The sequence below is a fragment of the Kitasatospora sp. NPDC127121 genome, assembly GCF_042677305.1.
GTDB lineage: Bacteria > Actinomycetota > Actinomycetes > Streptomycetales > Streptomycetaceae > Kitasatospora.
Window position 1 is genome coordinate 1 of record NZ_JBHXTQ010000098.1, and the last position, 23,782, is coordinate 23,782.

Consider the following 23,782-nt stretch of genomic DNA (forward strand, 5'->3'; position numbering starts at 1 on the left):
CCCCGGCCATCTCCTCAGGTGTCACACACCACCAACGACACAACCCACCAACAGACACGCCACTACCGCACAGACCTGACCAAGCCCTACTAGGGCCTGTCCACCCCGCCGCAGCCCCCGGGGTCAGGTGCGCAGGAGGATCGCGGTGACGGCGGCGGCCTGGGTGAGGGCGGCGGGGCGGTGGGCGGCGGGGAGGCCGATGGCGATGGGGACGGCCAGGCCGTCGAGGAGGGCGCGGATCTGGGTGGCCCGGTCGGCGGCGGGCCCGGGGGTGAAGTGGCCGGTGGCGGTGCCCTCCTCGATGAGGGCGACCAGGTCGGCCTGCCAGGGCGCTTCGATCTCCTGCTGCCCCTGGCGGATCTCGGCGCTGGCGGGGGAGCGTCCCCACACCTCGACCCACAGGATCCAGCGCGGATCGCCCGCCCCGTCGGGCAGGTAGAGGCGCAGGTAGGCGTCGAGCCGCTGCCAGGGGTCGCGCGAGCGGTCGGCGAGGGCGTCATGGCGCCGGGCGCCGAGCTGGTCCTCGCTCCAGCGGAGGGTTTCCAGCAGCAGCTGGTCCTTGCTGCCGAAGTAGTAGAGCAGGTGTCCGGCGCTCATCTGGAGCTGTTTGCCGAGCCCGGCCATGGTGAGTTTGGCGAGCCCGTGTTCGGCGATCGCGGCCCGGGCGGTGGCGAAGACCTCCTCGCGGGGGCGCGCCGGCCGGCGCGGGCGGGGGTCGGCCATGTGCGGTGCGCTCCCTCGGTGGTGCGGAGGTCGGAAGGCTGCCGGGGCGGGGGAGGTGCCCCCGCCCCGGCAGCCGGGTGGTGCCCAAGGCGGCCCAGGTGCCTCAAGTGGCCTGGGGTCAGGCGGACTTCGGCTGCTGCTGGGTGATGCAGTGAATTCCGCCGCCGTTGGCGAAGATCTCGCGGGCGTCGACGAGTTCGACGGTGCGGCCCGGGTAGGCGCGGCCGAGGACGGCGGCGGCCTCCTGGTCGCGCGGGTCGTCGAAGGCGCACAGGATCACGGCGCCGTTGGCCACGTAGTGGTTGATGTAGGAGTAGTCGACCGGTTCGCCGTCCTCGTCCAGCAGGACGGTGGGGGCGGCCAGTTCGATGACCTCCAGTGCCCGGCCCCGGGCGTCGGTGGCGGCGCGCAGGATGGCGACGAGCTCCTGGCAGACGGCGTGGTCCGGGTGGGCGGGGTCCGGCTGGACGTGGGCGACGACGACGCCGGGGCGCACGAAGGAGGCGACGATGTCGATGTGTCCGCGGGTGCCGAACTCGTCGTAGTCGCGGGTGAGTCCGCGCGGCAGCCAGATCGCCTTGGTGGTGCCGAGGAAGGCGTGCAGCTCGGCCTCGACCTCCTCCTTGGTCCAGTCCGCGTTGCGGCCCTCGCCGAGCTGGACGGTCTCGGTGACCAGGACGGTGCCCTCGCCGTCGACGTGGATGCCGCCGCCCTCGTTGATCAGCCGGGAGGCGAAGCGCTGGACGCCCGTCAGTTCGCTGATGTGCTCGGCGATGTGCTGGTCGTCGTCCCAGCGGGCCCAGGACTGGGCGCCCCAGCCGTTGAAGATCCAGTCGGTGGCGGCCAGCGAGCCCTTGTCGTCGATCAGGAAGGACGGGCCGATGTCGCGCATCCAGGCGTCGTCGAGCGGGCGCTCGACGATCTCGACCTGCTCGGAGACGTACCTGCGGGCGTCCGCGGTCTCGCCGGTGTTGACGACCAGGGTGACCGGCTCGTACCGGACGATGGTGTTGGCGACGGCGGCCCAGGCCTCGCGGCCCGCGTGCAGGTTCTCGGGGGTGTCGAAGGTGGGGTTGGCGGTGGGGAAGGCCATCCAGGTGCGGTCGTGCGGGTGCCACTCGGCGGGCATCCGGTAGCCGAGGGAGGCGGGCGTGGGGGTGGTCATCCGGGAGTCCTAGGGGGAGGCGTTCGGCGGAGGTGTCAGCGGAAGCGGAAGCGTCAGAGGAAGTAGAGGCGGCTGAGCGAGACGCTGTCCGCGGGTTCGGAGCGCAGCGGTTCGCCGTCCAGCGAGACGAGGCCGGTCTGGGTGACGTCGACGCGGCCGACCCGGGCGTTGCGGACCATGTCGCGGGGGCCGATGCCGCGGGTGTTGCGGACGCCGACGCGGCGGCGGCGGGTGGGCAGCCCGTCGGCGGGGCGGTCGAGGTAGGCGCCGTCGGCGGCGGCCTGGGCGACGAAGGCGACGGAGATGTCGGCGGCGGTGGCGCCGTGGGCGCCGAACTGCGGTCCGAGGACGAGGGGTTCGCAGGTGTCGGTGGAGGCGTTGGGGTCGCCGACCACGCCGTAGGCGGGGAAGCCGGCCTTCAGGACCAGTTGGGGCTTGGCGCCGAAGTGGTCGGGGCGCCACAGGACGATGTCGGCGAGTTTGCCGACCTCGATGGAGCCGACCTCGTGGGAGAGGCCGTGGGCGATGGCGGGGTTGATGGTGAGCTTGGCGATGTAGCGCAGCACGCGCTCGTTGTCGTCGCCGCTCTCGGTGGTGCCGTAGCCGCCGTCGAGGGGGCCGAGTTCGGCCTTCATCTTGCCGGCCATGGCGAAGGTGCGGCGGACGGTCTCGCCGGCGCGGCCCATGCCCTGGGCGTCGGAGGAGGTGATGCCGATGACGCCGAGGTCGTGCAGGACGTCCTCGGCGCCCATGGTGCCGGCGCGGATGCGGTCGCGGGCCATGGCGGCGTCGCCGGGCAGGTCGGTCTTGAGGTCGTGGGCGGAGACGATCATGCCGAAGTGCTCGCCGAGCGCGTCGCGGCCGAAGGGCAGGGTGGGGTTGGTGGAGGAGCCGATGACGTTGGGCACGCCCGCCATCTTCAGCACGTTGGGGACGTGTCCGCCGCCGCAGCCCTCGATGTGGAAGGCGTGGATCGTCCGCCCCTCCAGCACCTTCAGGGTGTCCTCCACCGACAGGCACTCGTTCAGGCCGTCGGTGTGCAGGGCGACCTGGACGTCGTACTCCTCGGCGACGCGCAGCGCGGTGTCCAGGGCGCGGGTGTGGGCGCCCATGTCCTCGTGGACCTTGAAGCCGGAGGCGCCGCCCTCGGCCAGGGCCTCGACGAGCGGGGCCGCGTCGGAGGACGAACCGCGGCCCAGGAAGCCGATGTTGACGGGCCAGGCGTCGAAGGCGTTGAAAGCGTGGCGCAGGGCCCAGGGGGAGTTGACGCCGACGCCCCAGACCGGGCCGAACTCCTGGCCGATGATCGTGGTGACGCCGGAGGCCAGCGAGGCCTCCATGATCCGCGGCGAGAGCAGGTGGACGTGGGTGTCGATGGAGCCGGCGGTGGCGATCATGCCCTCGCCGGAGACGATGGTGGTGCCGGTGCCGACGACGACGTCCACGCCGTCGAGGGTGTCGGGGTTGCCGGCGCGGCCGATCGAGGCGATCCGGCCGTCGATCAGGCCGATCGAGGTCTTGCGGATGCCCTGGATGGCGTCGATCACCAGGACGTTGCTGATCACCACGTCGCAGGTGTCGCGGACGGCGGCGGCCTTGAGGTGCAGTCCGTCGCGGGCGGTCTTGCCGAAGCCGGCCAGGAACTCCTCGCCGGGGGCCTGCGAGTCGGACTCGACGCGGACGATCAGGCCGGAGTCGCCGAGCCGGATCCGGTCGCCGGCCCGGGGGCCGTGCACCGAGATGTAGTCGTGGGGGGTGATGGACGTCATGACGGCACCTCCGCGTCGTCGAAGGTGGTCAGGTAGCCGGTCGCGCGGGCCTTGGCCAGGGCGGCCTCCTTCGCGCCGGGCGCGTCCAGCGGGCCGTCGACCAGGCCGGCGAAGCCGATCGCGACGCGCTGGCCGCCGATCGGCACCAGGCCGACCTCGACGGTGGCGCCCGGGTCGAAGCGCACCGAGGAGCCGGCCGGGACGGCCAGGTGGGTGCCGTAGGCGGCGGCGCGGTCGAAGGCGAGGCGCGGGTTGGCCTCGAAGAAGTGGAAGTGCGAGGTGACCGAGATCGGCACCTGGGAGGTGTTGTGGACGGGCAGCAGCACCGTCTCCTCGACCGGGTCGTAGCCGGTGCCGGCGCCGATCAGTGCGCCGCCGGGGGCTTCGTCGCCGAGCGAGCCGGCGCCCCGGAACGGGTCGTTGACGACGGCCAGGCGGGTGCCGTCGTCGAAGACGGCCTCGACCTGGATGACGGTGACGACGTCCGGTACGCCGGGCAGCACGTCGTCGGCGGTGAGCACGCTGCGGCCGGCCTCGATGGCCTCGGCCAGGCGCCGGCCGTCGCGGGCGGCCTCGCAGACGGTGTCCGCGATCAGGGCGGTGGCCTCGGGGATGTTGAGGCGTACGCCCCGGGCGCGGCGGGCGCGGGCCAGTTCGGCTGCTGTGAAGATCAGCAGCCGGTCCCGCTCGGTGGGGGTCAGTCGCACGGTTCCTCGCTCGCGGTCGCCGGGGGAGGGGGGTCGGCTTTCGGGGGCGATGTTAGAACGTCGTTCAAACATCTCGGGCCATTGAACCCGGACCGGGCCGCCGTGTCCAGCGTTGCCGGTCCGCAGGGGTTCGGCTCGCCGGGCCCGCGGCGGGGGTGAAGGCCTGCGGGGAAGGCCCGCCGGGCACGCGGAGCGGGGCGGGGCCGGCCGGGGCCCGGCGCATGGCGGGGTGCGACGGGGAGCGGGAGGGCGGCGCGGGCCGGCGCCCGGGCGCCGGGTGTGCGCGGGATCGGGCGGGGGCGGGCTCGAAAACAGGCTCTGCGCTTCGCAAACCTGTCCGGCGCGGGCAGTTGGATCACGTGAACCTCCCCGTGCCCCTTTCACCCCACGTGATCGGACGCACACTGTTGCAAACGCCGTCAACTGGGCATGAGGATGAGTGGTCAGAACGTAGGGGCCACCCGGCCGGCGGGGGATCCGGAGGCGGGGGCCCGGATTCGAGGGCGGGGGCATGTGTTGATGGACGGTCAGTCGCGATTCCCGCGGCAGCGGACGAGTTCGGGTGACGCCTACCGGTCCGGGCCCGCCCCGGGCGCAGCCGGCGGCACCGGGACGACCCTGCCGGGCACCTCGGCCCCCGGCTGCGCCCTGCACCGCCGGCTGCACCTGACGCTCGACCCGGCCGACCTGGTCGCGGTCGGCTCGGTCCGCCGGCGGCTGCGGACGGCGCTCAGCCACTGGGGGGTGCCGGAGCTGTCGGACACCGCCGAACTGCTCTCCTCCGAGCTGGTGACCAACGCGCTGCTGCACACCGGCAAGGGCGCGGTGTTCGACGCGGTGCTCGGGTCGGACCACCGGCTGCGGATCGAGGTGCAGGACGGCACGACCCGGCTGCCCGGCCGGCGCCGCGATCCGGACGCCGAGTACGCGACCTCGGGGCGCGGCCTGCTGCTGGTGGAGTCGCTCGCGGACGCGTGGGGCGTGCAACTGCGGGGTGACGGAAAGGTCACCTGGTTCGAGCTCGCCCTGCCCTGAGCCCGGTCGCTCCCGGGGCACGGGGCACGGGCTCGGGGCGCGGGCACAGGGCGCACGGGGCGCTCGGGGGCGCGGGGCGGGCGGGGCGCGCGGCCCGTCGCACCGTTCGCCGTCGATTCATTCGCCTTCGAAGCATGCCCAGAACAGAAGGCGGAACGGAAGATTTCCGGCCCGTTGCCATTGCCGCTCGGCCCAACATTGGACAGGATGGTGGGAATGTGTGTCCACGTGCGGGAAGCAGCGGGGAGACCGAACCTCGACCGACCCCGCCCGTCGACACCGTCCGATCCAGCACCACCCATCACACCGCCACGCGGCCCGGCCGGACGGTCGGCGCGGTCCGCCACGGCAGCGGCAGGAGCAGCATGCCCACTGAGCCCGAGTCGCCGGGGCCGGCGCTTCCACCCGGTGCGCCCACCGTCGAACCGCAGCAGGCAGCCTCCGCCCGCACCACCGGTCCGAACCCCGCCGGTCCCGCTCCCGTGACGGTTGACCAGCCCCCCGCCGGCCCCGCCGCGACCGGGCCGGGCCGGGCGAAGCCGCCCGCGCAGGCGGTGCGCCGGCCCGTGCCGCGCCCGGCGCCCGCGCTCGCCGCCGGACGGCTGGCGACGGTACTCCCCGGCAGCCTGCCGCCCGCCTCCGCGGACACCATGCCGGACTGGCTGGAGCCCGCGATGGCCGCCAACGGCATCGGCTCCTTCGACTGGGACATCCGCCGCGACGTCCTGGAGGGCGACCACCGGGCCTGCGCGATCATCGGCCTGGACGGCATGGACCAGGGCCGCTTCGACCGCACCGCCGGTTCCTTCCTGGCCCTGCTGCACCCCGAGGACGCGCCGGTGGTGCGCCGCCGGGTAGAGCGCGCGGTGGCCGAACTGGGCCAGTGCGGCGCCTACTACCGCACCGTCGGGCCCAACGGCACCATGCGCGCGGTGCGCTTCCGCGGCCGGGTGCTCGCGGACGCCTTCGGCCGGGCCTCGCGGATGGTGGGCTTCGTCTGGGACGCCACCGTCGAACTGCACAAGCGCGACCGCGCCGACCGGATGGCCCTGCTGCGCGAGGAGCGCTCCCGGTTCATCAAGGAGGCGGCCCGCGCCCTCTCCGAAGCCGTCACCGTCCGCGACGTGGCCCGGGTGTTCACCGGGCTGCCGCTGCCCGGCCTGCCGCCGGACGGCCTGGTGCTGGCCTCCTTCGAGGCCGGCCGGGCGCAGGTGCTCGGCGCCTCCGGCTACCGGACCGAGGCGCTGGCGGTCTGGGACCGCACGGTGCTGCCGGCCGGGCACCCGGCCGCCGAGGCGGTGCGCCACCGGGCGCCGGTGTTCATCCCGACCCGCGAGGAGTTCCGCGCGTCCTACCCCGACGTCTGGGAGCCGACCAGCCGTACCGGGCGTGGCTCCTGGGCGTTCCTGCCGCTGGTGGCCAGCGGGCGGGCGATCGGCGTCTGCGTGGTCAGCTTCGACGACGAGCGCGAGCTGGACGCCGACGAGCGCACCCTGCTGTCGACCCTGGGCGGGCTGGTCGCCCAGTCCCTGGCCCGGGCCCGGCTGCACGACGCCGAGCACGAGCTGGCGGCCGGCCTCCAGCGGGTGATGCTGCCGCGCACCGTGCCGTCGGTGCCGGGGGTGACGACCGCCGTGCGCTACCTGGCGGCCGGCTCCGGCCTGCAGATCGGCGGCGACTGGTACGACGTGGTGCCGCTGCCGGGCGGGCACGTCGGCCTGGTGATCGGGGACGTCCAGGGCCACGACGTGCACGCCGCCGGGATCATGGGCCAGTTGCGGATCGCGCTGCGCGCCTACGCGGCCGAGGGGCACCCGCCGGCCGCGGTGATGGCCCGCGCCTCCCGCTTCCTCGCCGACCTGGACACCGACCACTTCGCGACCTGCGCCTACGCCGAGGTCAACGTGGACTACGGCGTGGTCTACGCCGTCCGGGCCGGCCACCTCGACCCGGTGGTGCGCCGGGCGGACGGCACCGCCGCCGTGGTGCCGGTGGCCGGCGGGCTGCCGCTGGGCATCGACCCGGACCAGGAGTACCGGGTCACCCGGTTCAGCCTGGACCCGGGCGAGACGGTGCTGCTCTGTACCGACGGCCTGGTCGAGGCGCGCGGCATGGACCTGGACGAGGGCATCGCCCGGCTCACCCGGGCGCTCGCCCGCCCGCTGCCGCGCGCCGAGGAGGCGGCCCGCGACCCGCTGGAGGACCTGGCCGACCGGATCGCCTCCCAGGCCGCCGACTCCAGCGAGCGCGAGGACGACATAGCGCTGCTGCTCCTGCGCTGGGACGGTCCGGCCGGCGGCCTGGCCGCCCAGCAGCTGCGCCGCCGGATCGGCCAGGCCGACCTGGCGCGGATCTCCGAGGTCCGGGCGGAGCTGCGCGACGCGCTGCGCCGCTGGGGCGTCGCCGAGTTCATCGACACCGCCGAACTGCTCTCCTCCGAACTGGTCACCAACGCCATCCGGCACACCGACCGGGACGCCATGTTCACCGCCCGGCTCTACCGGGAGCCGGCCTCGGACGGCGGCCGGGCCCGGCTGCGGGTCGAGGTGGAGGACGAGTCGGACCTGTGGCCGACCCGCCGGACCCCGGGGGAGCAGGCCTCCTCCGGGCGCGGGCTGATGCTCGTCGAGGCGCTGGCGGACGCCTGGGGCGTGGAGCCGCGCGGGTCCGGCAAGCGGATGTGGTTCGAGCTCAGCGGCACGCCCGCGGCCTAGATCCGGCTACCCGAACTGCTGCTCCAGGTCCTTCAGTTTGCGCTCCAGCGAGTCCAGCCGCGGCAGCGTCACGGTGTCCTCGTCGATGGTCAGGTCGATGGTGCGCCGCTCCGGGCGGGCGGGCAGGCCCGGCTGGGCCACCGTGCCCTCGGCGGGCACCACCGCGCCCTCGGCGGCCTCGACCTCGCGCGGCCCGGCGGGCCGCTCCGCCGCGGGCCCGCCGGCTATGGCGGGTTCCGAGCCGGACTCCAACTGCCGTGCGGCGCCGCCGCGTCCGCGCCAGGCGCTGTTGCTGCGGCTGATCGCCCGGATCTCCGCCCGCTCGCGGCGGCCGGCGAGCCTGCGGCGCTCCCGCTCCACGGCCCTCTCCCGCTTGTCCTCGCGGACCTCGTCCACCGCCTCGTCGAGGCTGCGGACGCCTTCCAGGAGCATCAGCGACCAGGCCGCGTAGGTCTCGCGGGGGGCGCGCAGCCAGCGCACGATGCGGATCTGCGGCAGCGGGCGGGGGACGAGCCCCTGCTCGCGCAGCGCGGCCCGGCGGGTCTGCTTGAGCGCCCGGTCGAACAGGATGGCCGCCGAGAGGGACATGCCGGAGAAGAACTGCGGGGCGCCTGCGTGGCCGAAGCCGCGCGGGGCGTGCACCCAGTTGAACCAGGCCGAGGCGCCGGCGAACAGCCAGACCAGCAGCCGGGAGCCGAGCGCGGCGTCGCCGTGGCTGGCCTCGCGCACGGCGAGCACCGAGCAGAACATCGCGGCGCCGTCGAGGCCGAACGGGACGAGGTACTCCCAGCCGCCGGACAGTCCGAGGTTCTGCACCCCGAAGCCGACCAGCCCGTGGAAGGACAGCGCGGCGGCGACACCCGCGCAGCAGAACAGCAGCGTGTACGAGGCGCCGCCGTACAGGGATTCCTTGCGGCGGCGCCGTTCCTCGGAACGCTCCCAGGAATCCGGCCCTCCGGCGGCGGCGGATCCCCGGCTCCGGACCAGGGCCACCAGGAGCGCGCTGACCAGCAGCCCCGCACCTCCGGTGACGGCCCAGCCAAGCGGTATGTCGGACAATTTCATCGCCGGAACCAGCCTCGCTTTCCTGCGTCGCGTTCCTGCGTCGTGATGGCGGGGACCATCATGGCGGATGCTCGGCGGGGGAATGGCCGATTCGGTGCCAATGCGCTGAGTAGAGGGATTTCTGACCCCGCGACAATCGCATTTTCTTATGCATTTGAAGCGGGCTATTCCCGGAATTCCGGGCTTTCCGGATCCGGCTTCGCACGTATTTTCGTCAACCCCGCATGACGCGGGGGCAGCCGCCGCAGATGTCCTCCGGTTGGGCGGTATACACGAGGCAGCAGCTGGCCCGGGCCCGGTCGGTGCCCGAAGCATCCCCGCACCCGGGCGCCGGTGCGGCGAAACCGGCACCCGGGGTGAAGGGGGACGGGGCCGGAGTGGGGCCGCCGGTCACGCCGGGCGCGCACGCCGGTGCCGCCGTCGCGCCGCCCGCCTGCGGGGGCTCCAGCAGCGCGGACAGCTCGGCGCGCGCCCGCTCCTGCTCCCCGAGCAGCCCGCCGGCGTACCAGAGCCCCTCCACCGCCGCGTCCGTGGCCATCGCCCACAACACCCGCGGCCCGCGCCGCACCTCGGGCCGGAAGGCGGCCAGCACCGGTTCCAGGAACCCGCCCAGCGCGCACCGCAGTTCGGCGGCCAACGCGTTCCCGTCCGGCACCGTACGGGCCTGCGGCACGCCGGCCGCCGGGTCGTCCGGCAGGCAGGCGAACGCCGCCGGGCGGACCGTCAGCTCCACCCGGTCGGTGCCGCGGCGCACCGAGACGTCCTCCGGGACGAGCAGCGGGACCCGGCGCTCCAGGAACCACGGCAGCGTGAACAGCAGCGAGAGCGGCCACACGACGCGGTGCAGGCCGAAGCCGGCCGCCACGTCCGGGCGCAGCGGCCGCCCGTAGCGGGCGAGGCCCTGCCGGGCGTCGTGGGCGATCAGCTCGCGGACCGCCTCGGGCCGGGTGGTCAGGTCGGCGGCGGGGATCCAGCCGTCGCCGCGGCGGGGCGGGGCGCAGCGCACCCGCAGGACGGGGGCGAGCGCGGTGAGCCGGTGGTACGAGGTCGCGCCGGGGGTGGTGGCGGCCGGCGCGGGGGTGAGGGCGTGCGCCTCGGTGGTGCGGGGGGCGCACGGCGTGGGGCCGGGCCGGGTGCTGCTCGCGGTCATGGGCGGGCCCCATCGGGTCGACCGGGGACCGCCCATGGACCGCCCGGCGGTGCCCGGTCGGGGTGGTGGCCCGCCCGGGCACCGCCGGACCGGGGCATGGCGGTGCCCGGGGAACGGCAAGGCGAACCCGGCCGGGGTACTGCTCACCCCGGCCAGGTTAGGCTCACCTTAGCTGATTGTCCCCCAGGTCTCGCGGGTGATGCGCCCGTCCGGGGGAGGCCCCGGCGTGTGGGCCCCGTCCGGGGGGAGCCCCGGCGTGCGGGTGGTGCCCAACTGGCGCGCGAGCCAGACCGGTACGCCGCCCAGGGCGTGGACGAGCCGGGCCGCCTCGGCGCGCAACCGGGCGGCCTCGGCCGGTTCGGACACCTCGGCGAGCGCCGCGAGCGCCGGCGCCACCCCCACCGTGAAGCCGAGTTGCTCGCGCAGCCGTAGCGAGGCGTCGAAGCCCTCGCGGGCGTGGTCGCGGTCCCCGCGGGCCAGGGCCAGCGCCGCCAGGTGGCGCCAGGTGTACGAGCGCAGCAGTTCGTCCCCGCGTTCGCCCGCGCCGTCGTGCGCCCGGCGGTAGGCGATCCAGGCGGCGCCGCGGTCGCGCAGCAGGTTCTCGGCGACCAGTCCGCGCCGGAAGTCCAGCAGCGGGCGGCCCGGCGCGTCCGGCGGCAGCAGTGCCGAGGTGCGTCCGAGCGCGGCCTGCGCCTCGTCCAGTCGGTCCCGGGGGCCGAGCACGCTGGCCACGTACGCCAGGAAGCCGCGGGCGCAGGCTGCGGCCGCGCGCTGCTCGGTGCTGGCCACCACGGCCTCCGCGAGGCGCAGCGCCTGTTCCGCCTGGGTCCACTGTGCGGCGGTGAACAGGCACTGCTCGATGAGGAGTTCGGCCCGTGCCAGGGCCGCTGTCGGGTCCTGTTCGGCGGCCGGGCGCAGCAGTTCGGCCGCCTCCTGCCAGCACCCCCGGGACCTCAGTCGCCACACGGTGTCGCCCGGCTCCTCCGCTGCCGCCCGCCCCCGCCCGTTCGGGCCGTTCGGGCCCCATCCGTGCTCTGACAACGCCACCTCCTTGTGTGCGCCATCCAGCGGGGCGCGGCCCTGCCCGGCGTCGCCGCCGTCGACTGTCGGCGGCACGGCGACGGCAGCGCAAGGGCCCGCGCTGTGGCGGCAATTCAACACGGGGGTGAGCTTGTGCACCAGATCACGAGCGGAGGTTCTTGCATTCGCGGGGAAAATGATCTAGGCCCTGTCCGGCCTGATCCGCGGGGCGCGCCCTGGCGGATGCGCCCCGGTGGCCTCCGGTCGGTCAGGACGTCCAGCCGGTTTCCATCAGGGCCTCGGCGGCGCCGTTGGCAGGCTGCGGCACCCCCGCCAGGTCCAGGCTGAACAGGGCGACCAGCAGTTGTTCGCCGCGCACGGTGGCCTGGTGGGAGTAGCCGGCCAGGGTGAACATGGCGGCGGCCATCTCCTCGGCGTGCAGGGTCTGCAGCCACAGGCACTCGACCGACTTCACGTCGGCCGGCTCGGTCCAGGTGTCCACCTGGGCGACCATCCGGCTGCCCAGCAGGGTCACTCCGTCGCGCTCCTGGGCCTCGGTCAGCTCCAGGTCGTCGAAGCCGAGCCACTCCAGGTAGCGGGCGGCGGTGAAGACCGCGTCCTGCGAGGTGCGCACCGGGTGCGGGCGGAACGGCGCGCGGTGGCGGAACGGCTTGGGCTGGCCGCCGGAGCCGCCGGGCGGGGCGGGCACCGGGGTGCTCATCGGGTGGGCCGGGTACGGGCGGGAGGCCTGCGGGCCGGGGGTGGCGAGCGGGCCGGCCGTGCCGCCGCCGAGCCGGGTGGTGCGGTCCACCGGCAGCCGGACGGTGGCGCCGCAGTTGCAGGTGAACTCGGGCTGCGGCCACTGGTCGGAGCGGCCGCAGTGCGGGCAGCGCATGCTCAGCCAGGAGTCCTCCCAGGAGCGGAACCGCACCTGCACCGGCACCCCGCCGCGCAGCAGCGGCACCTTCAGCGAGGCGCCGCACGGACAGGGCAGCGACGGCGGCTCGTAGAGGTGCTCGCGGCGGCAGGCGGGGCAGCGGATCGCCCGGGCGCCACCGCCCGCCCCGTGCCCTGGCCTCGCGGGGTCGTGTCCGGTGAAGTCGTCGGGCAGTCCGGCCATCGCGGGCTCCGTCCGTTCGAGTCGGGTGGTGGAACGGTTTCCATGCTCCCCGAAACGGTGGGTCCTTGGCGCGGAATGGGGCAATCCTCAGGGTCGGATCAGGGGTGTGCGCCCGGTCGGTGCCCGCCACGGGTGCTTCGGGCACCCGGGCCGGCGGGGTGCGGTCAGCCGGCGGACCAGCGGGCCAGGTCGGCGGGGGTGTCCAGGTCGTCCGGGACGGCGACGTCGGCGCACTCGACCAGCGTGACCGCGTCCGGGTGCGCGGCCAGCAGGGTGCGGGCCCCGGCGTCGCCGCAGGCGCCCGCGGCCGCCTGCGCGAAGTACCGGGCGCCGATCAGCACCGGGTGCCCGCGCCGCCCTGCGTAGGCCGCCGCGGCCAGTTCCGCGCCGGCCCGGTGCGCGGCCAGCAGCCGGGCCACCGCGGCCGCGGTGACGCCCGGGGTGTCCACCAGCATCACCAGCACCGCCGACACCTCCGGCGCCAGCGCGGCCAGCCCGACGCGCAGCGAGGAGCCCATGCCGCCCGCCCAGTCCGGGTTGGCCACCAGCCGGCAGCCCGGCAGGTGCGCCGTGGAGCGGACGCGTTCGCCGGCCGCGCCCAGCACCACCGTGACGTCCGCGCAGCCGCCCGCCCGCACCACCGCCACCGCGTGCTCGACCAGCGGGCGGCCCGCGTACCGGATCAGGGCCTTGGGCCGCCCGCCGAGGCGTCGCCCGCCCCCGGCGGCGAGCACCAGTGCGGCGACGGGCCCGGTTCGGTCTTCGGTGGTCTGCATGGGCCCAGCCTGCCCGCCGGGGCCGCCGCCGCGCAGCCGTACGAACCCACAGTTGTACGAATGCACAAGGGGGACCCGCAGGTGGTGGCCGCCCCCCGGCGGTTCGGCCGCTGGTCCTGCGGCCCGCCGGCCCCTGTACTGGGTCGATGAACACCGCACCGCGCCCGCTGCTGGACCGTTTCGGCCGGGTCCACACCGACCTGAGGGTCTCGCTGACCGACCGCTGCAACCTGCGCTGCACCTACTGCATGCCGGCCGAGGGCCTGGACTGGCTGCCGAGGGCGCAGGCGCTGGGCGACGACGAGGTGGTGCGGCTGGTGCGGATCGCGGTCGGGCGGCTGGGGATCGCCTCGGTGCGGCTGACCGGCGGGGAGCCGCTGCTGCGGCGGGGCCTGCCGGAGCTGGTGGGGCGGATCGCCGCGCTGGGGCCGGAGGTGTCGTTGACGACGAACGGGATCGGGCTGGCCCGCACGGCGGTGGCGCTGCGGGCGGCGGGGCTGGAGCGGGTGAACGTCAGTCTGGACACGCTGCGCCCGGAGCGGTTCGCGCGGATCACGCGGCGGGACCGGATCGCGGACGTGTTCGCGGGCCTGGCGGCGGCGCGGGCGGCGGGGCTGGGGCCGGTGAAGGTGAACGCGGTGCCGGTGCGCGGGGTGAACGAGGACGAGATCTCGGAGCTGGCGGCCTTCGCGGTGGAGCACGGGTACCGGATGCGGTTCATCGAGTCGATGCCGTTGGACGCGCAGGGCGCCTGGGACCGTTCGGCGATGGTCACCGCCGCGGAGGTCCTGGAGCGGCTCGGGGAGCGCTTCGACCTGCTGCCCGTGGGCCGGCGGGGCAACGCCCCGGCGGAGGAGTGGCGGGTCGCGGGCACGGACGCCGTCATCGGGGTGATCGCCTCCGTGACCCGCCCGTTCTGCGGGGGCTGCGACCGGGTGCGGCTCACCGCCGACGGCCAGTTGCGCAACTGCCTGTTCGCGACGGCGGAGTCCGATCTGCGTGCGCTGCTGCGCGGCGGCGCGGACGACGACCGGATCGAGGCGGCCTGGCGGGCCTCGGTGGCCGGGAAGGGGCCCGGACACGCCGTCAACTCCGACGACTTCGTCCGGCCCGACCGCCCGATGTCCGCCATCGGCGGCTGACGCCCGGGGTGTGAGCTTCGACATGGTGGGCGGGGTTCGCGTGGCGCCGCCTTGACCTGCTCTCGGGGTGGCTGATCTGCTGGTTCGCCGTCAACCCGCCCCAGATCCCGGGAGTTATCCGTGCCCGCCCGCCGCACCGCCCTGTCCGCCGCCACCGTGTTCCTGATATGCGCGCTCGCGCTGGCCGGCTGGCTGCTGGGCGGCCGTGACCACAAGAGCGGCGACTCCGCCGCGCCCGCCGGGGGCCTGGGCACCAGCCCGCTGCAGAACCCGGACGGCACCAAGCCCGGCCTGGCCCCGCTGACCACGCCGGAGGAGCAGAAGGCGGGCCGCGACGTGATAGCCAAGGTCGTCACCGCCGCCGCCGGCCCCAAGGACGGCTACGACCGCAACGAGTTCGGCCCCGCCTGGACGGACAACGTCGACGGCGTCCCGCTCGGCCACAACAACTGCGACACCCGCAACGACCTGCTCGCCCGCGACGGCACCGCCGTCGAGCGCAAGGACGGCTCGAACTGCGTCGTCACCGCGATGACCATCTACGACCCGTACACCGGCAAGAACGTCCAGTGGACCAAGCAGCAGGCCACGAAGATCCAGATCGACCACGTGATGCCGCTGTCCTACGACTGGCAGCTGGGCGCCGCCAAGTGGGACAAGGCCAAGCGCGTCCAGATCGCCAACGACCCGCTCAACCTGATCCCCGCCGACGGCTCGCAGAACGCCTCCAAGGGCGACTCCGGCCCGGCCACCTGGCTCCCCGCCAACACCGCCGTCCGCTGCTCGTACGCCGTCCGCTTCGCCCAGGTCTCCCTGAAGTACCAGCTCCCCGTCACCGTGGCCGACAAGCAGGCCATGCTGCAGCAGTGCGGAGGCTGAGGAATCGTTACGGCAGATGCTGGTGTGACGGGAGCGGGCGCCGGGTGGTATTCGTGGGCGGTGCACTCGTCGAACCCCCGCCGCCCGCTCCGCGCCCTGCTCACCGTCGCCCTCCTCGTGCTCGCCGCGGGCTGCACCGGGCCCTCGGACCCGGGCGCCCGCCGGCCCGGCACCGCGGCCGCGGCCCGGCCCCAGGACCTGGTGCCCGGCACGGCCGCCCCCGCGCTCGCGGCCCTGTACCTCCAGCCGCTGGACTGGAAGGACTGCCCGGACCGGCCTGAGCGCCCGGCCGGGGAGCCGGTCGCGCAGTGCACCGGACTCAAGGTCCCGCTGGACTACGCCGATCCGGGCGGCGAGACGATCGACGTCGCCGTCTCCCGGATCCGCGCCACCGAGGCCGACCGGCGGATCGGCGCACTGGTGCTCAACCCCGGCGGGCCGGGCAACTCCGGCGTGGACCGGGTGGTCTGGGGCTGGGAGGACTACCGCGGCACCCTCTCCGACCACTTCGACCTGGTCGGCTTCGACCCGCGCGGCGCCGGCCGCACCACCCCCGTGCACTGCCTCGACGACCGCACCCGGGACGAGTGGACCAGCACCGACGACCCCGGCTACGACCGCGGCCGGGTGCTCGCCGACGCCTGCCAGGCCCGGTACGCCACGCTGCTGCCCCACCTCTCCACCCGCGACACCGCCCGCGACCTCGACGTGCTGCGCGGCGCCCTGGGCGAACGGCGGCTCGACTTCCTCGGCAGCTCCTACGGCACCTACCTGGGCGCCCTCTACGCCGAGGAGTTCCCCGCCCGCACCGGCCGCCTCGCCCTGGACGGCGCCTTCGAACGCAGCCTCGACCCGGTCCGGCTGAACGTCGAGGCCGCCGCCGCCACCGAGACCGCGCTGCGGGACTTCGCCGCCGACTGCGCGGGCCGCGACGACTGCCCCCTCGGCCGCGACCGCGCCGCCGCCCCGCAGCGGCTCGCCGACTTCCTGGACGGCCTGCGCGCACACCCGCTGCCCGCCGCCGACGGCCGCCGCCTCACCGCCACCCTGGCCTGGAACGGCACCCTCGACACCCTCTACGACGGCCACCGCTCCTGGGAGCGGCTGCGCCAGGCCCTCGACCCGGCGATCACCCGCGGCGACGCCGCCGAACTGCTCGCCCTCGCCGACGGCGCCAACGGCCGCGGCGAGGACGGCGGCTACTCCACCGCGGCGGACGCCTTCGCCGCCATCAGCTGCGCGGACGCCCTGATGGCCCCCACCGCCGGGGACCTGCGCACCGACCGCACCGAACTCGCCGCCCGCGCCCCGCTGATGAGCCGGCACGACACCTCGGCGGCGCTGTTCGCCCCGGACTGCCGCTCCTGGCCGTACCGCACCGCCGAACGGCCCGCCCCGATCCGGGCCGAGGGCAGCGCCCCGATCCTGGTGATCGGCTCCACCGCCGACCCGGTCACGCCGTACCCGTGGGCGCAGCGGATGGCCTCCAACCTCGCCGACGCCGTCCTGCTCACCCGGGACGGCGACGGGCACACCGGCTACGACAAGAGCGGGTGCGTGCGGGACGCGGTGGCCGCGTTCCTGGTGGACGGCACGCTGCCCGCCGCCGGGACGCACTGCCCGTCCGCCTGACGGGGGCTGCCGGGGCCGACGGGGGCTTTCCAGGGGGCAACGCGAGGGGGCGCACCGCCGGCTGCGGTGCGCCCCCTGGGGTGGGACGGTCAGGAGGTCGGACGGTCAGGAGGTCGGGGCCGTCAGGTCGTAGAAGGTGGTGGAGCCGACCGTCTTCGCGGTGAAGTGGCTCGTCACCCAGCTCTCGATCTGGGAGGTCTCCGACTCCTTCTCCCCGGAGCCGCCCTGTCCGCTCTCGGCCCCGCCGAAGCCGCGGTGGGAGCCGCCGGCGATGAACCAGTGCACCTTGCCCTCCTGGACGTACTTCTGGAAGCCGGCCAGGCTGAGCGAGGGGTCGGTGCCGTTGAAGCCGCCGAGGGCCATCACCGGCTCTCCGGTGGCGAGTTGGTAGCTGGCGGCGTTCTGTGAGCCGCTGGTGGCGGCCGCCCAGGTGTACTGGCCGGCGCTCTCCTTGAGCAGGGCGGAGGCCTCCTCGCTCACCTTGGTGCCGCCGAGCAGGCCTCCCATGCCGCCCGTGGCGCCCATGCCGCCGGGGCCGAAGGCGCCGGGGTCCTCGCCGCTGCCGGGGTTGCCGGGGTTGCCCGGGTTGCCGGTGCCCGGGTTGGCGCCCGTGCCGCGCTCGCGGTGACCGTTGCCGCCGCCCGGGCCCTTGCCCGAACCGCTGCCCGGCCAGCCGCCGTTGCCGCCGTTGAACCCGTTGCCGCCGCCCTGGCCGCCCGGCCAGCCGCCGTGCTGCCCGCCGCCGCCGGGGAAGCCGGGTGCGCCGCCGTTCTGCCCGCCGCCGTTCTGGCCGGGCTGGAACGTCCGCCCGTTGCCCGCGAAGCCCTGCCCGCCGTGCCGGCCGCCGCCGCCCGGACCGGAGGCGCCCTGGACGGCCGGCCCGGCCGTCACGATGGAGCCGCTGTGCGCCGTGCCGACGGTGTCCACCGCGTACGCGGCGGGCCCGCCGAGCGCCGCCGCCAGGCCGACCAGGCCGGCGACCGAGGCGATCCGGGCGCCGAGCCGCCCGTCGGCCCGCCCGGCCAGCTGTCCGGCGACCAGCGCGGCCGCCGCCACCAGCCCGCCGACCAGCACCGCCCAGCGCAGCCAGGGCACGAACTCCGAGCTCCGCCCGAGCAGGACGAACGCCCACACCGCCGTCACCGCGAGGGTGCCGGCCAGCACCAGCGCCCACGGAAGCCGGTGCCGGGCCCGCCACAGGCCGTCCACGCCCATGCCGACCAGCGCCGCGACGGCCGGGGCGAGCGCCACCGTGTAGTACTGGTGGAAGATCCCGGACATGAAGCTGAACACCAGCGCGGTGGACAGCATCGCGCCGCCCCAGACCAGGAACGCCGCGCGGGCGGTGTCGGTGCGGGCGTAGCGGCGGGTCGCCCACAGGGCGGCGACCAGCAGGATCAGCGCGGCCGGCAGCAGCCAGGCGATCTGCCCGCCGATGTCGCTCCCGAACAGCCGGGTGAGGCCGGTCTGGCCCCAGCCGCGGCCGCCGCGCATCGCCCCGGCCGGCAGGTCGAGCCCGGCCGGGAGCCGCCCGCCGCCGCCGACGCTGCCGGTCTCGTCGCCGTTGATCCGGCCGAGGCCGTTGTAGCCGAAGGTGAGGGAGAGGAAGCTGTCGTCCTGCGAGCCGCCGACGTACGGGCGGGCCGAGGCCGGCAGCAGTTCGACCACCGCGACCCACCAGCCGCCCGCGACCACCATGGCCGCGCCCGCGAGCAGCAGCTGCCGCACCCGCCGCCACAGGCCGGTGGGCGCGACGACCAGGTAGACCAGCGCGAAGGCGGGCAGCACGAGGAAGGCCTGCAGGGTCTTGGTGAGGAAGGCCAGGCCGAACATCGCCCCGGTGAACACCAGCCACCGGGTGCCCGCCGCCTCGATGGCCCGCACCAGCCCGTACGCGGCCAGGGTGAGCAGCAGGGCCAGCAGCGCGTCGGGGTTGTTGAAGCGGAACATCAGCGCCGCGACCGGGGTGAGCGCCAGGGCGGCCCCGGCGAGCAGGCCGCCGAGCGGGGAGAAGCGCCGGCGCACCGTCGCGTACACGACGCCGACGGTGGCGGCGCCCATCAGGGCCTGCGGGGCGAGCACGGACCAGGAGGACAGGCCGAAGACCCGCACCGAGAGGGCCATCGGCCACAGCGACATGGGGGGCTTGTCGACGGTGATGAAGTTCCCGGCGTCGGAGGAGCCGAAGAAGAAGGCCTTCCAGCTCTGGCTGCCGGCCTGGACGGCGGCCGAGTAGAAGGCGTTGGCCCAGCCGGAGGCGCTCAGGCCCCAGAGGTAGAGGACGACGGTCGCGGCCAGCAGTGCCAGCAGGGCCGGGCGCACCCAGCGCGGGTCGTCCGCGCGGCCGCGCCAGGCGCGGGCGGGGAGGGTGCGCAGCCGGCCGGACCAGGAGGCGGGGCCCTTGGGGCCGGCGGGCGGCAGGGGCTGCTCGGGGAAGAGCGGCGCCGGGTCCGGCCGGGCTGGGTCCGGCTGCGGCACCTCCGGCGGCGGGAAGTCCGCGGCCTCGGGCCACGGTTCGCCGGCCGGAGTGGAGTAGCTGGTCGTGGTCATGCGCCATACCGTGCGTGGTGCGGCTGAGAGGAGCGTGAGACGACGCTGTGAGACGGGTGTGATCTGCGGGGCCGATCGGGTGATCGGGTGATCGGGTGGGCCGCCGGAGGATCGGTCAGGCGGCCTTCGGCGTGGTCAGGCGGCCTTCGGCGTGGTCAGGCGGCCTTCGGCATGGTGAGGTGCTGGCCGAGCCACTCCAGGGCCGGGGGGATCTCCCGGGTCCAGGTGTGGAAGTTGTGGCCGCCGGTGTCCAGGGTGATGGTGGACACCTTGGTGGGGGCCTTGAAGGCGCCGACCATGGCCTGGGTGTCGGCGTAGTTGTTCTCGTCGTAGCTGGTGGTGAGCAGCAGGGAGACGGGGGCGGCCGGCTGGTTCTTCAGCCGCCACAGCAGGTCGTTCTGCTGCTTCAGCTGGTCGTTGCCGCCGAAGAGGTCGCCGGTGGTCTCGTCGTGCGCCGCGCTGTAGTAGCCGGAGAGCGCGACCGCCGCGCGGTAGGCGTCGGGCTTGCGCATCGCGAACTTGAGCGCGCAGTAGCCGCCGGTCGAGTTGCCGATGACGGCGCGGCTCGCCGGGTCGGTGCCGAGCCGGTAGGTGGTGGCGAGCGCCTTGGGCAGGTCGGTGGTGAAGAAGGTCTCCGCCTGGGGGCCGCCCGGCACGTCGACGCACTCGGTGTCCCGGTTGCCGACGACTGTGGGGCGCATCATCACCAGGACGGTCGGCGGTAGTTTCTTCTGCTCGATCGCGGTGAGGGTGGAGGCCGGGTACTGCATCAGCGAGATCAGCTTCTCCGGGGTGCCCGGGTAGCCGGTGAGCACCAGGGCCATCGGGAACCGCTGCTGCGCGTAGTCCGGCTGGAAGTACTGCGGGGGGAGGTAGACGAACGCCTCGGTGCTCAGGCCGGTCGAGGCTCCTTTGACGGCGACCTGCTGGATCAGCCCGGAGCGCTCCCGGTCCGAGCCCTGGGCCGAGTAGAACTTCTGCTCGCCGGTGACGGCCACGGAGGCGTTCGGCGTGTGGTCGACGACCGTGCCCGGCTTGCCGTCGGTGCCGAGCAGGTCGCTCCAGGAGCTGTAGAAGCCGAAGTAGCCGTTGGCGATCAGGCCCATGGCGACCAGCACGGCGATCTGGGTGGCGAGGAAGGCGCCGATCCGGCCCGTCCAGGACTTCCAGCCCTTCCCGCCGAAGCGCGGCCAGAGCCACATGGTGGCGCCGAAGACGAGGATCGCGACGACCGAGGCGACGATCTGGAGGGGGAGTCCGGTGAGGCTGAGCACGCCCCGATCGTAGTTGACCTCGATCAGCGCCCCCGGGCGCCCCCTGCACGCCCTCCGCACGCCCTCGGAATCCGGTTGACCGTGCGGGGCGGGGCCGCCAGCATGGCGGCGGACACGTGCACGCTGTGTGCGCGGGGCGTCACCGGGGCGGGATTCATGAAGTCCATCACCAAGGCCGGTCTGGCCGTCGGCACCGTACTGCTGCTCGCGGCCTGCTCCAGCGGTACCAGGGGGAGCGGGGGCGGCGGGGGGAGCGCCGCGGGCGGGCCGTCCACCGGCGCGGCCCCGGCCCTGCCCGCGCCGACGCGGACGCCGACTCCCACCCCGACGCCGCCGCCGTACGGCCCGGTGCTCGGCACGACCATCGACCCGGTGAACACCGCGCTCGGCCAGGTGGCCGGGGCCAAGACCCTGGGCGACCTCGACGGCGTGCTCGGCGGCATCGCCACCAGCGCGCGGACGGCCGGGCGGAGCCTGGGCCTGGCGGACGAGCCGGCCGCGGTCACGACGGCGCAGACCGAGCTGGTGAGGGCGCTGACCTCGCTGGCCACCGACGCGACGAAGGTCCGCGGCGACATCAAGAGCAGGGGCGTCTGCGCGGTGGGCTCCGCGCAGGCCGAACTGGGCGCCTCGGAGGGCCTGGCGGCGGTGTCGGCGGCCCTGGCCAAGATGGCGGCGGCCGGCTACCCGACGACCTTCGCCGTCCCGCAGACCCCCAAGCAGCAGTCCCGTTCGCTGGACAACGGCACCCTGGTGCGCGAGGGGCGGCTGCGCGGCGAGGGCGTGTTCAAGGTCGACAACGGCGGCAGGGGGGACGCGGTCGTCTCGCTCGCGCTGAACGGCAAGTCGGTGCACTCGGTGTACGTGGCCAAGGGGCAGAAGGCCAGCATCGAGGGCGTCGAGGACGGCACGTACGAGGTGTACTTCGCGGGCGGGGTGGACTGGGACTCCGACACGAAGGCGTTCACGCAGAGCTGCCGGTTCACCAAGTTCCAGGACACGCTGGCGTTCGAGACCGGGCGCACCGCGACGTCCTGGTCGATCACCCTCCAGCCGACGGTCGGCGGCAACGCCAAGACCGACGAGGTGGACGAGAACTCCTTCCCGCAGCCGTAGTCCCCGCGAGCGGGCGAGCGGACGGGTGGGCGGGCGGACATGACGCCCCGACGGGCGGGCACGGCCGGTGCCGTGGGGTGCCATCGCGCCCGCCCTTAACGGGCATACCGGGGCGGATGGTTGCCGCCCCGGGCCGCAACGGACGATTGCCGTCGGCGAGTTCGGCCAATACGGTTGACCACTTGAAGTGACCATGGCACTTTCGTGCGGCGCGGGCCTCGGCGACCAGTCGTACACCCCGCGATCCCCCACAAGGAGAGCCATGTTCAAGAGACTTGCCGCGATGGCCGGCGTCGGCGCCGTCGTCGCGGGCGGGCTGACCCTCGCCGCCGCCCCCGCGCACGCCGTCCAGGCCAGCGACCTGACCTCCACCATCGCGCTGAGCAACTGCTCGGCCTCGCTGGTGCGTTACCCCACCTCGGTGGCCGGCGACCGGGCCCTGATGCTCACCAACGGCCACTGCCTGCCGACCATGCCCACGGCCGGCCAGGTCATCCAGAACGCGAGCGCGAGCCGCAGCGGTACCCTGCTCGACGGCGCCGGCAACAGCCTCGGCACCGTCCAGGCCGACAAGGTCGTCTACGCGACCATGACCGGCACCGACGTCGCGCTCTACCAACTCACCGACACCTACGGCTCGATCAGCTCCAAGTACGGCGCGACCGCGCTGACCGTCAACGACACGCACCCGACCGACGGCGCCGCGATGTACATACCCTCCTCGTACTGGAAGCAGGTGTGGAACTGCTCCGTCAACGGGTTCGTGCCCACCCTGCGCGAGGACCAGTGGACCTGGCACGACTCGCTGCGCTACAGCTCCGGCTGCAACACCACGCACGGCACCTCCGGTTCGCCGATCATCGACTCCGCCAGCGGGCGGATCATCGGCATCAACAACACCGGCAACGACAACGGTGAGATGTGCACCCTGGACAACCCGTGCGAGGTCGCTGCCGACGGCACCACCACGGCCACCAAGGGCCAGAGCTACGGTGAGGAGACCTACTGGTTCACCACCTGCCTCGGCAACGGCCGGGTCATCGACCTCAACGTGGCCGGCTGCCTGCTCACCAAGCCGGCCGGCAGCGGCGCGGTCTCCGTCAGCAGCCCCGGTGACCAGTCCACGGCGGTCGGCGGTGCGGTGAACCTCCAGATCAACGCTTCCGGTGGTACCGCGCCGCTGTCGTACAGCGCCACGGGCCTGCCGGCCGGGCTGGCGATCAACGCCTCGACCGGCGCGATCACCGGTACCGCCACCACGGCGGGCTCGTCGAGCGTGACGGTGACGGTGAAGGACTCGGCGGGCAAGTCCGGTACGGCGAGTTTCACGTGGACGGTGACCGGTGGCGGTGGCGGTACCTGCACGCCGGCGCAGCTGCTGGGCAACGCGGGCTTCGAGACGGGCTCGGCGGCGCCGTGGACGACCAGCTCCGGCGTGGTGGACAACAGCTCCTCGCAGGCGGCGCACGGTGGTTCGTGGAAGGCGTGGCTGAACGGCTACGGCTCCTCGCACACCGACACGCTGGCGCAGACGGTGACGATCCCGGCGGGCTGCAAGGCGACGCTGAGCTTCTGGCTGCACATCGACACCGCTGAGTCGGGCAGCACCGCGTACGACAAGCTGGCCGTGTCGGTGAACGGGACCACGCTGAAGACGTACTCCAACGTGGACGCGGCGGCGGGCTACCAGCAGCGGACCTTCGACCTCTCGTCCTACGCGGGCCAGAGCGTCACCCTGAAGTTCACCGGCACCGAGGACGCCTCGCTGCAGACGAGCTTCGTGATCGACGACACCTCCATCCAGACCAGCTGACGCATCCGTCCGGACCAGCCGACGCAGCACCAGCACACCGTCCGGCCCCGGGGCTTCCACACCCCGGGGCCGGACCGTGCGGGGCCCCGGGGGTGACGGGGTGGCGCGCCCCCCACGCGCGCGCCGCCCCGC

Annotated in this window: 17 protein-coding genes and 2 pseudogenes; 8 read left to right on the forward strand and 11 right to left on the reverse strand. The window is 74.6% G+C overall.

The features are described 5' to 3' along the window. Positions 1 to 123: 123 nt before the first annotated feature. From ACFVHI_RS32855 to ACFVHI_RS32870, 4 genes are all read right to left on the reverse strand, one after another. A complete protein-coding gene (locus ACFVHI_RS32855; RefSeq protein WP_380345444.1) occupies positions 124 to 723 on the reverse strand; it encodes a TetR/AcrR family transcriptional regulator in 600 nt (199 codons plus the stop codon). A 118-nt stretch (positions 724 to 841) separates the two neighbouring features. After that, the gene (locus tag ACFVHI_RS32860) at positions 842 to 1,888 is read right to left on the reverse strand and encodes an agmatine/peptidylarginine deiminase (protein ID WP_380345446.1); all 1,047 of its coding nucleotides are present in this window, start codon (positions 1,886 to 1,888) and stop codon (positions 842 to 844) included. A gap of 53 nt (positions 1,889 to 1,941) precedes the next feature. Then, complete coding sequence (locus ACFVHI_RS32865) at positions 1,942 to 3,657, reverse strand: urease subunit alpha (protein ID WP_063347079.1); 1,716 nt, start codon at positions 3,655 to 3,657, stop codon at positions 1,942 to 1,944. Beyond that, entirely contained in the window at positions 3,654 to 4,364 is a 711-nt protein-coding gene (locus ACFVHI_RS32870; protein WP_380345472.1) for an urease subunit gamma, read from the reverse strand. Before ACFVHI_RS32870 ends, ACFVHI_RS32865 begins: the two co-directional genes overlap by 4 nt. 519 nt (positions 4,365 to 4,883) lie before the next feature. Here ACFVHI_RS32870 and ACFVHI_RS32875 point away from each other — a divergent pair. Then, positions 4,884 to 5,399 carry an ATP-binding protein gene (locus tag ACFVHI_RS32875; RefSeq protein ID WP_107452835.1) on the forward strand — a complete coding sequence of 172 codons (516 nt, stop codon included), beginning with the start codon at positions 4,884 to 4,886 and terminating at the stop codon, positions 5,397 to 5,399. Positions 5,400 to 5,764: 365 nt separating this feature from the next. Next, positions 5,765 to 8,113 carry a SpoIIE family protein phosphatase gene (locus tag ACFVHI_RS32880; protein WP_079135507.1) on the forward strand — a complete coding sequence of 783 codons (2,349 nt, stop codon included), beginning with the start codon at positions 5,765 to 5,767 and terminating at the stop codon, positions 8,111 to 8,113. Positions 8,114 to 8,119: 6 nt separating this feature from the next. Here ACFVHI_RS32880 and ACFVHI_RS32885 read toward each other — a convergent pair whose 3' ends face one another. The 5 genes from ACFVHI_RS32885 to ACFVHI_RS32905 all read right to left on the reverse strand — a co-directional run bounded on the left by ACFVHI_RS32885 (position 8,120) and on the right by ACFVHI_RS32905 (position 13,244). Beyond that, positions 8,120 to 9,178 (reverse strand): DUF2637 domain-containing protein, encoded by a 1,059-nt coding sequence (locus ACFVHI_RS32885; protein WP_063347077.1) that lies wholly within the window; start codon positions 9,176 to 9,178, stop codon positions 8,120 to 8,122. Between the two features lie 214 nt (positions 9,179 to 9,392). After that, on the reverse strand, positions 9,393 to 10,328 hold the full coding sequence (locus ACFVHI_RS32890; RefSeq protein ID WP_380345449.1) for a (2Fe-2S)-binding protein: 936 nt from the start codon (positions 10,326 to 10,328) through the stop codon (positions 9,393 to 9,395). Positions 10,329 to 10,496: 168 nt separating this feature from the next. After that, positions 10,497 to 11,369 (reverse strand): hypothetical protein, encoded by an 873-nt coding sequence (locus ACFVHI_RS32895; protein WP_380345451.1) that lies wholly within the window; start codon positions 11,367 to 11,369, stop codon positions 10,497 to 10,499. Between the two features lie 247 nt (positions 11,370 to 11,616). Next, positions 11,617 to 12,468: a hypothetical protein gene (locus ACFVHI_RS32900; protein ID WP_244293324.1), complete on the reverse strand. Its 852-nt coding sequence runs from the start codon at positions 12,466 to 12,468 to the stop codon at positions 11,617 to 11,619. A gap of 164 nt (positions 12,469 to 12,632) precedes the next feature. Then, a complete protein-coding gene (locus ACFVHI_RS32905; RefSeq protein ID WP_380345453.1) occupies positions 12,633 to 13,244 on the reverse strand; it encodes an NTP transferase domain-containing protein in 612 nt (203 codons plus the stop codon). Between the two features lie 146 nt (positions 13,245 to 13,390). On the opposite strand from ACFVHI_RS32905, the gene moaA reads away from it, so the two are divergent. The 3 genes from moaA (at position 13,391) to ACFVHI_RS32920 (ending at position 16,897) form a co-directional block, all read left to right on the forward strand. Further along, positions 13,391 to 14,386 carry a GTP 3',8-cyclase MoaA gene (gene moaA / locus ACFVHI_RS32910; RefSeq protein ID WP_380345455.1) on the forward strand — a complete coding sequence of 332 codons (996 nt, stop codon included), beginning with the start codon at positions 13,391 to 13,393 and terminating at the stop codon, positions 14,384 to 14,386. A 120-nt stretch (positions 14,387 to 14,506) separates the two neighbouring features. After that, positions 14,507 to 15,265, forward strand: a complete 759-nt coding sequence (locus ACFVHI_RS32915) for an HNH endonuclease family protein (protein ID WP_380345457.1) — start codon at positions 14,507 to 14,509, stop codon at positions 15,263 to 15,265. A gap of 60 nt (positions 15,266 to 15,325) precedes the next feature. Next, positions 15,326 to 16,897 carry an alpha/beta hydrolase gene (locus ACFVHI_RS32920; RefSeq protein ID WP_380345459.1) on the forward strand — a complete coding sequence of 524 codons (1,572 nt, stop codon included), beginning with the start codon at positions 15,326 to 15,328 and terminating at the stop codon, positions 16,895 to 16,897. A 105-nt stretch (positions 16,898 to 17,002) separates the two neighbouring features. Here ACFVHI_RS32920 and ACFVHI_RS32925 read toward each other — a convergent pair whose 3' ends face one another. Next, entirely contained in the window at positions 17,003 to 19,447 is a 2,445-nt protein-coding gene (locus tag ACFVHI_RS32925; protein WP_380345461.1) for an ArnT family glycosyltransferase, read from the reverse strand. A gap of 155 nt (positions 19,448 to 19,602) precedes the next feature. Continuing rightward, positions 19,603 to 20,721: an esterase family protein gene (locus ACFVHI_RS32930; RefSeq protein WP_063347072.1), complete on the reverse strand. Its 1,119-nt coding sequence runs from the start codon at positions 20,719 to 20,721 to the stop codon at positions 19,603 to 19,605. Positions 20,722 to 20,877: 156 nt separating this feature from the next. On the opposite strand from ACFVHI_RS32930, the gene ACFVHI_RS32935 reads away from it, so the two are divergent. From ACFVHI_RS32935 to ACFVHI_RS32945, 3 genes and pseudogenes are all read left to right on the forward strand, one after another. Continuing rightward, the gene (locus tag ACFVHI_RS32935) at positions 20,878 to 21,837 is read left to right on the forward strand and encodes a hypothetical protein (RefSeq protein ID WP_380345463.1); all 960 of its coding nucleotides are present in this window, start codon (positions 20,878 to 20,880) and stop codon (positions 21,835 to 21,837) included. Between the two features lie 283 nt (positions 21,838 to 22,120). Beyond that, positions 22,121 to 22,717 (forward strand): annotated as a pseudogene (locus ACFVHI_RS32940) (serine protease); the annotation flags it as partial. A 213-nt stretch (positions 22,718 to 22,930) separates the two neighbouring features. Then, a pseudogene (locus ACFVHI_RS32945) lies at positions 22,931 to 23,650 on the forward strand (putative Ig domain-containing protein); the annotation flags it as partial. Positions 23,651 to 23,782: the final 132 nt, after the last annotated feature.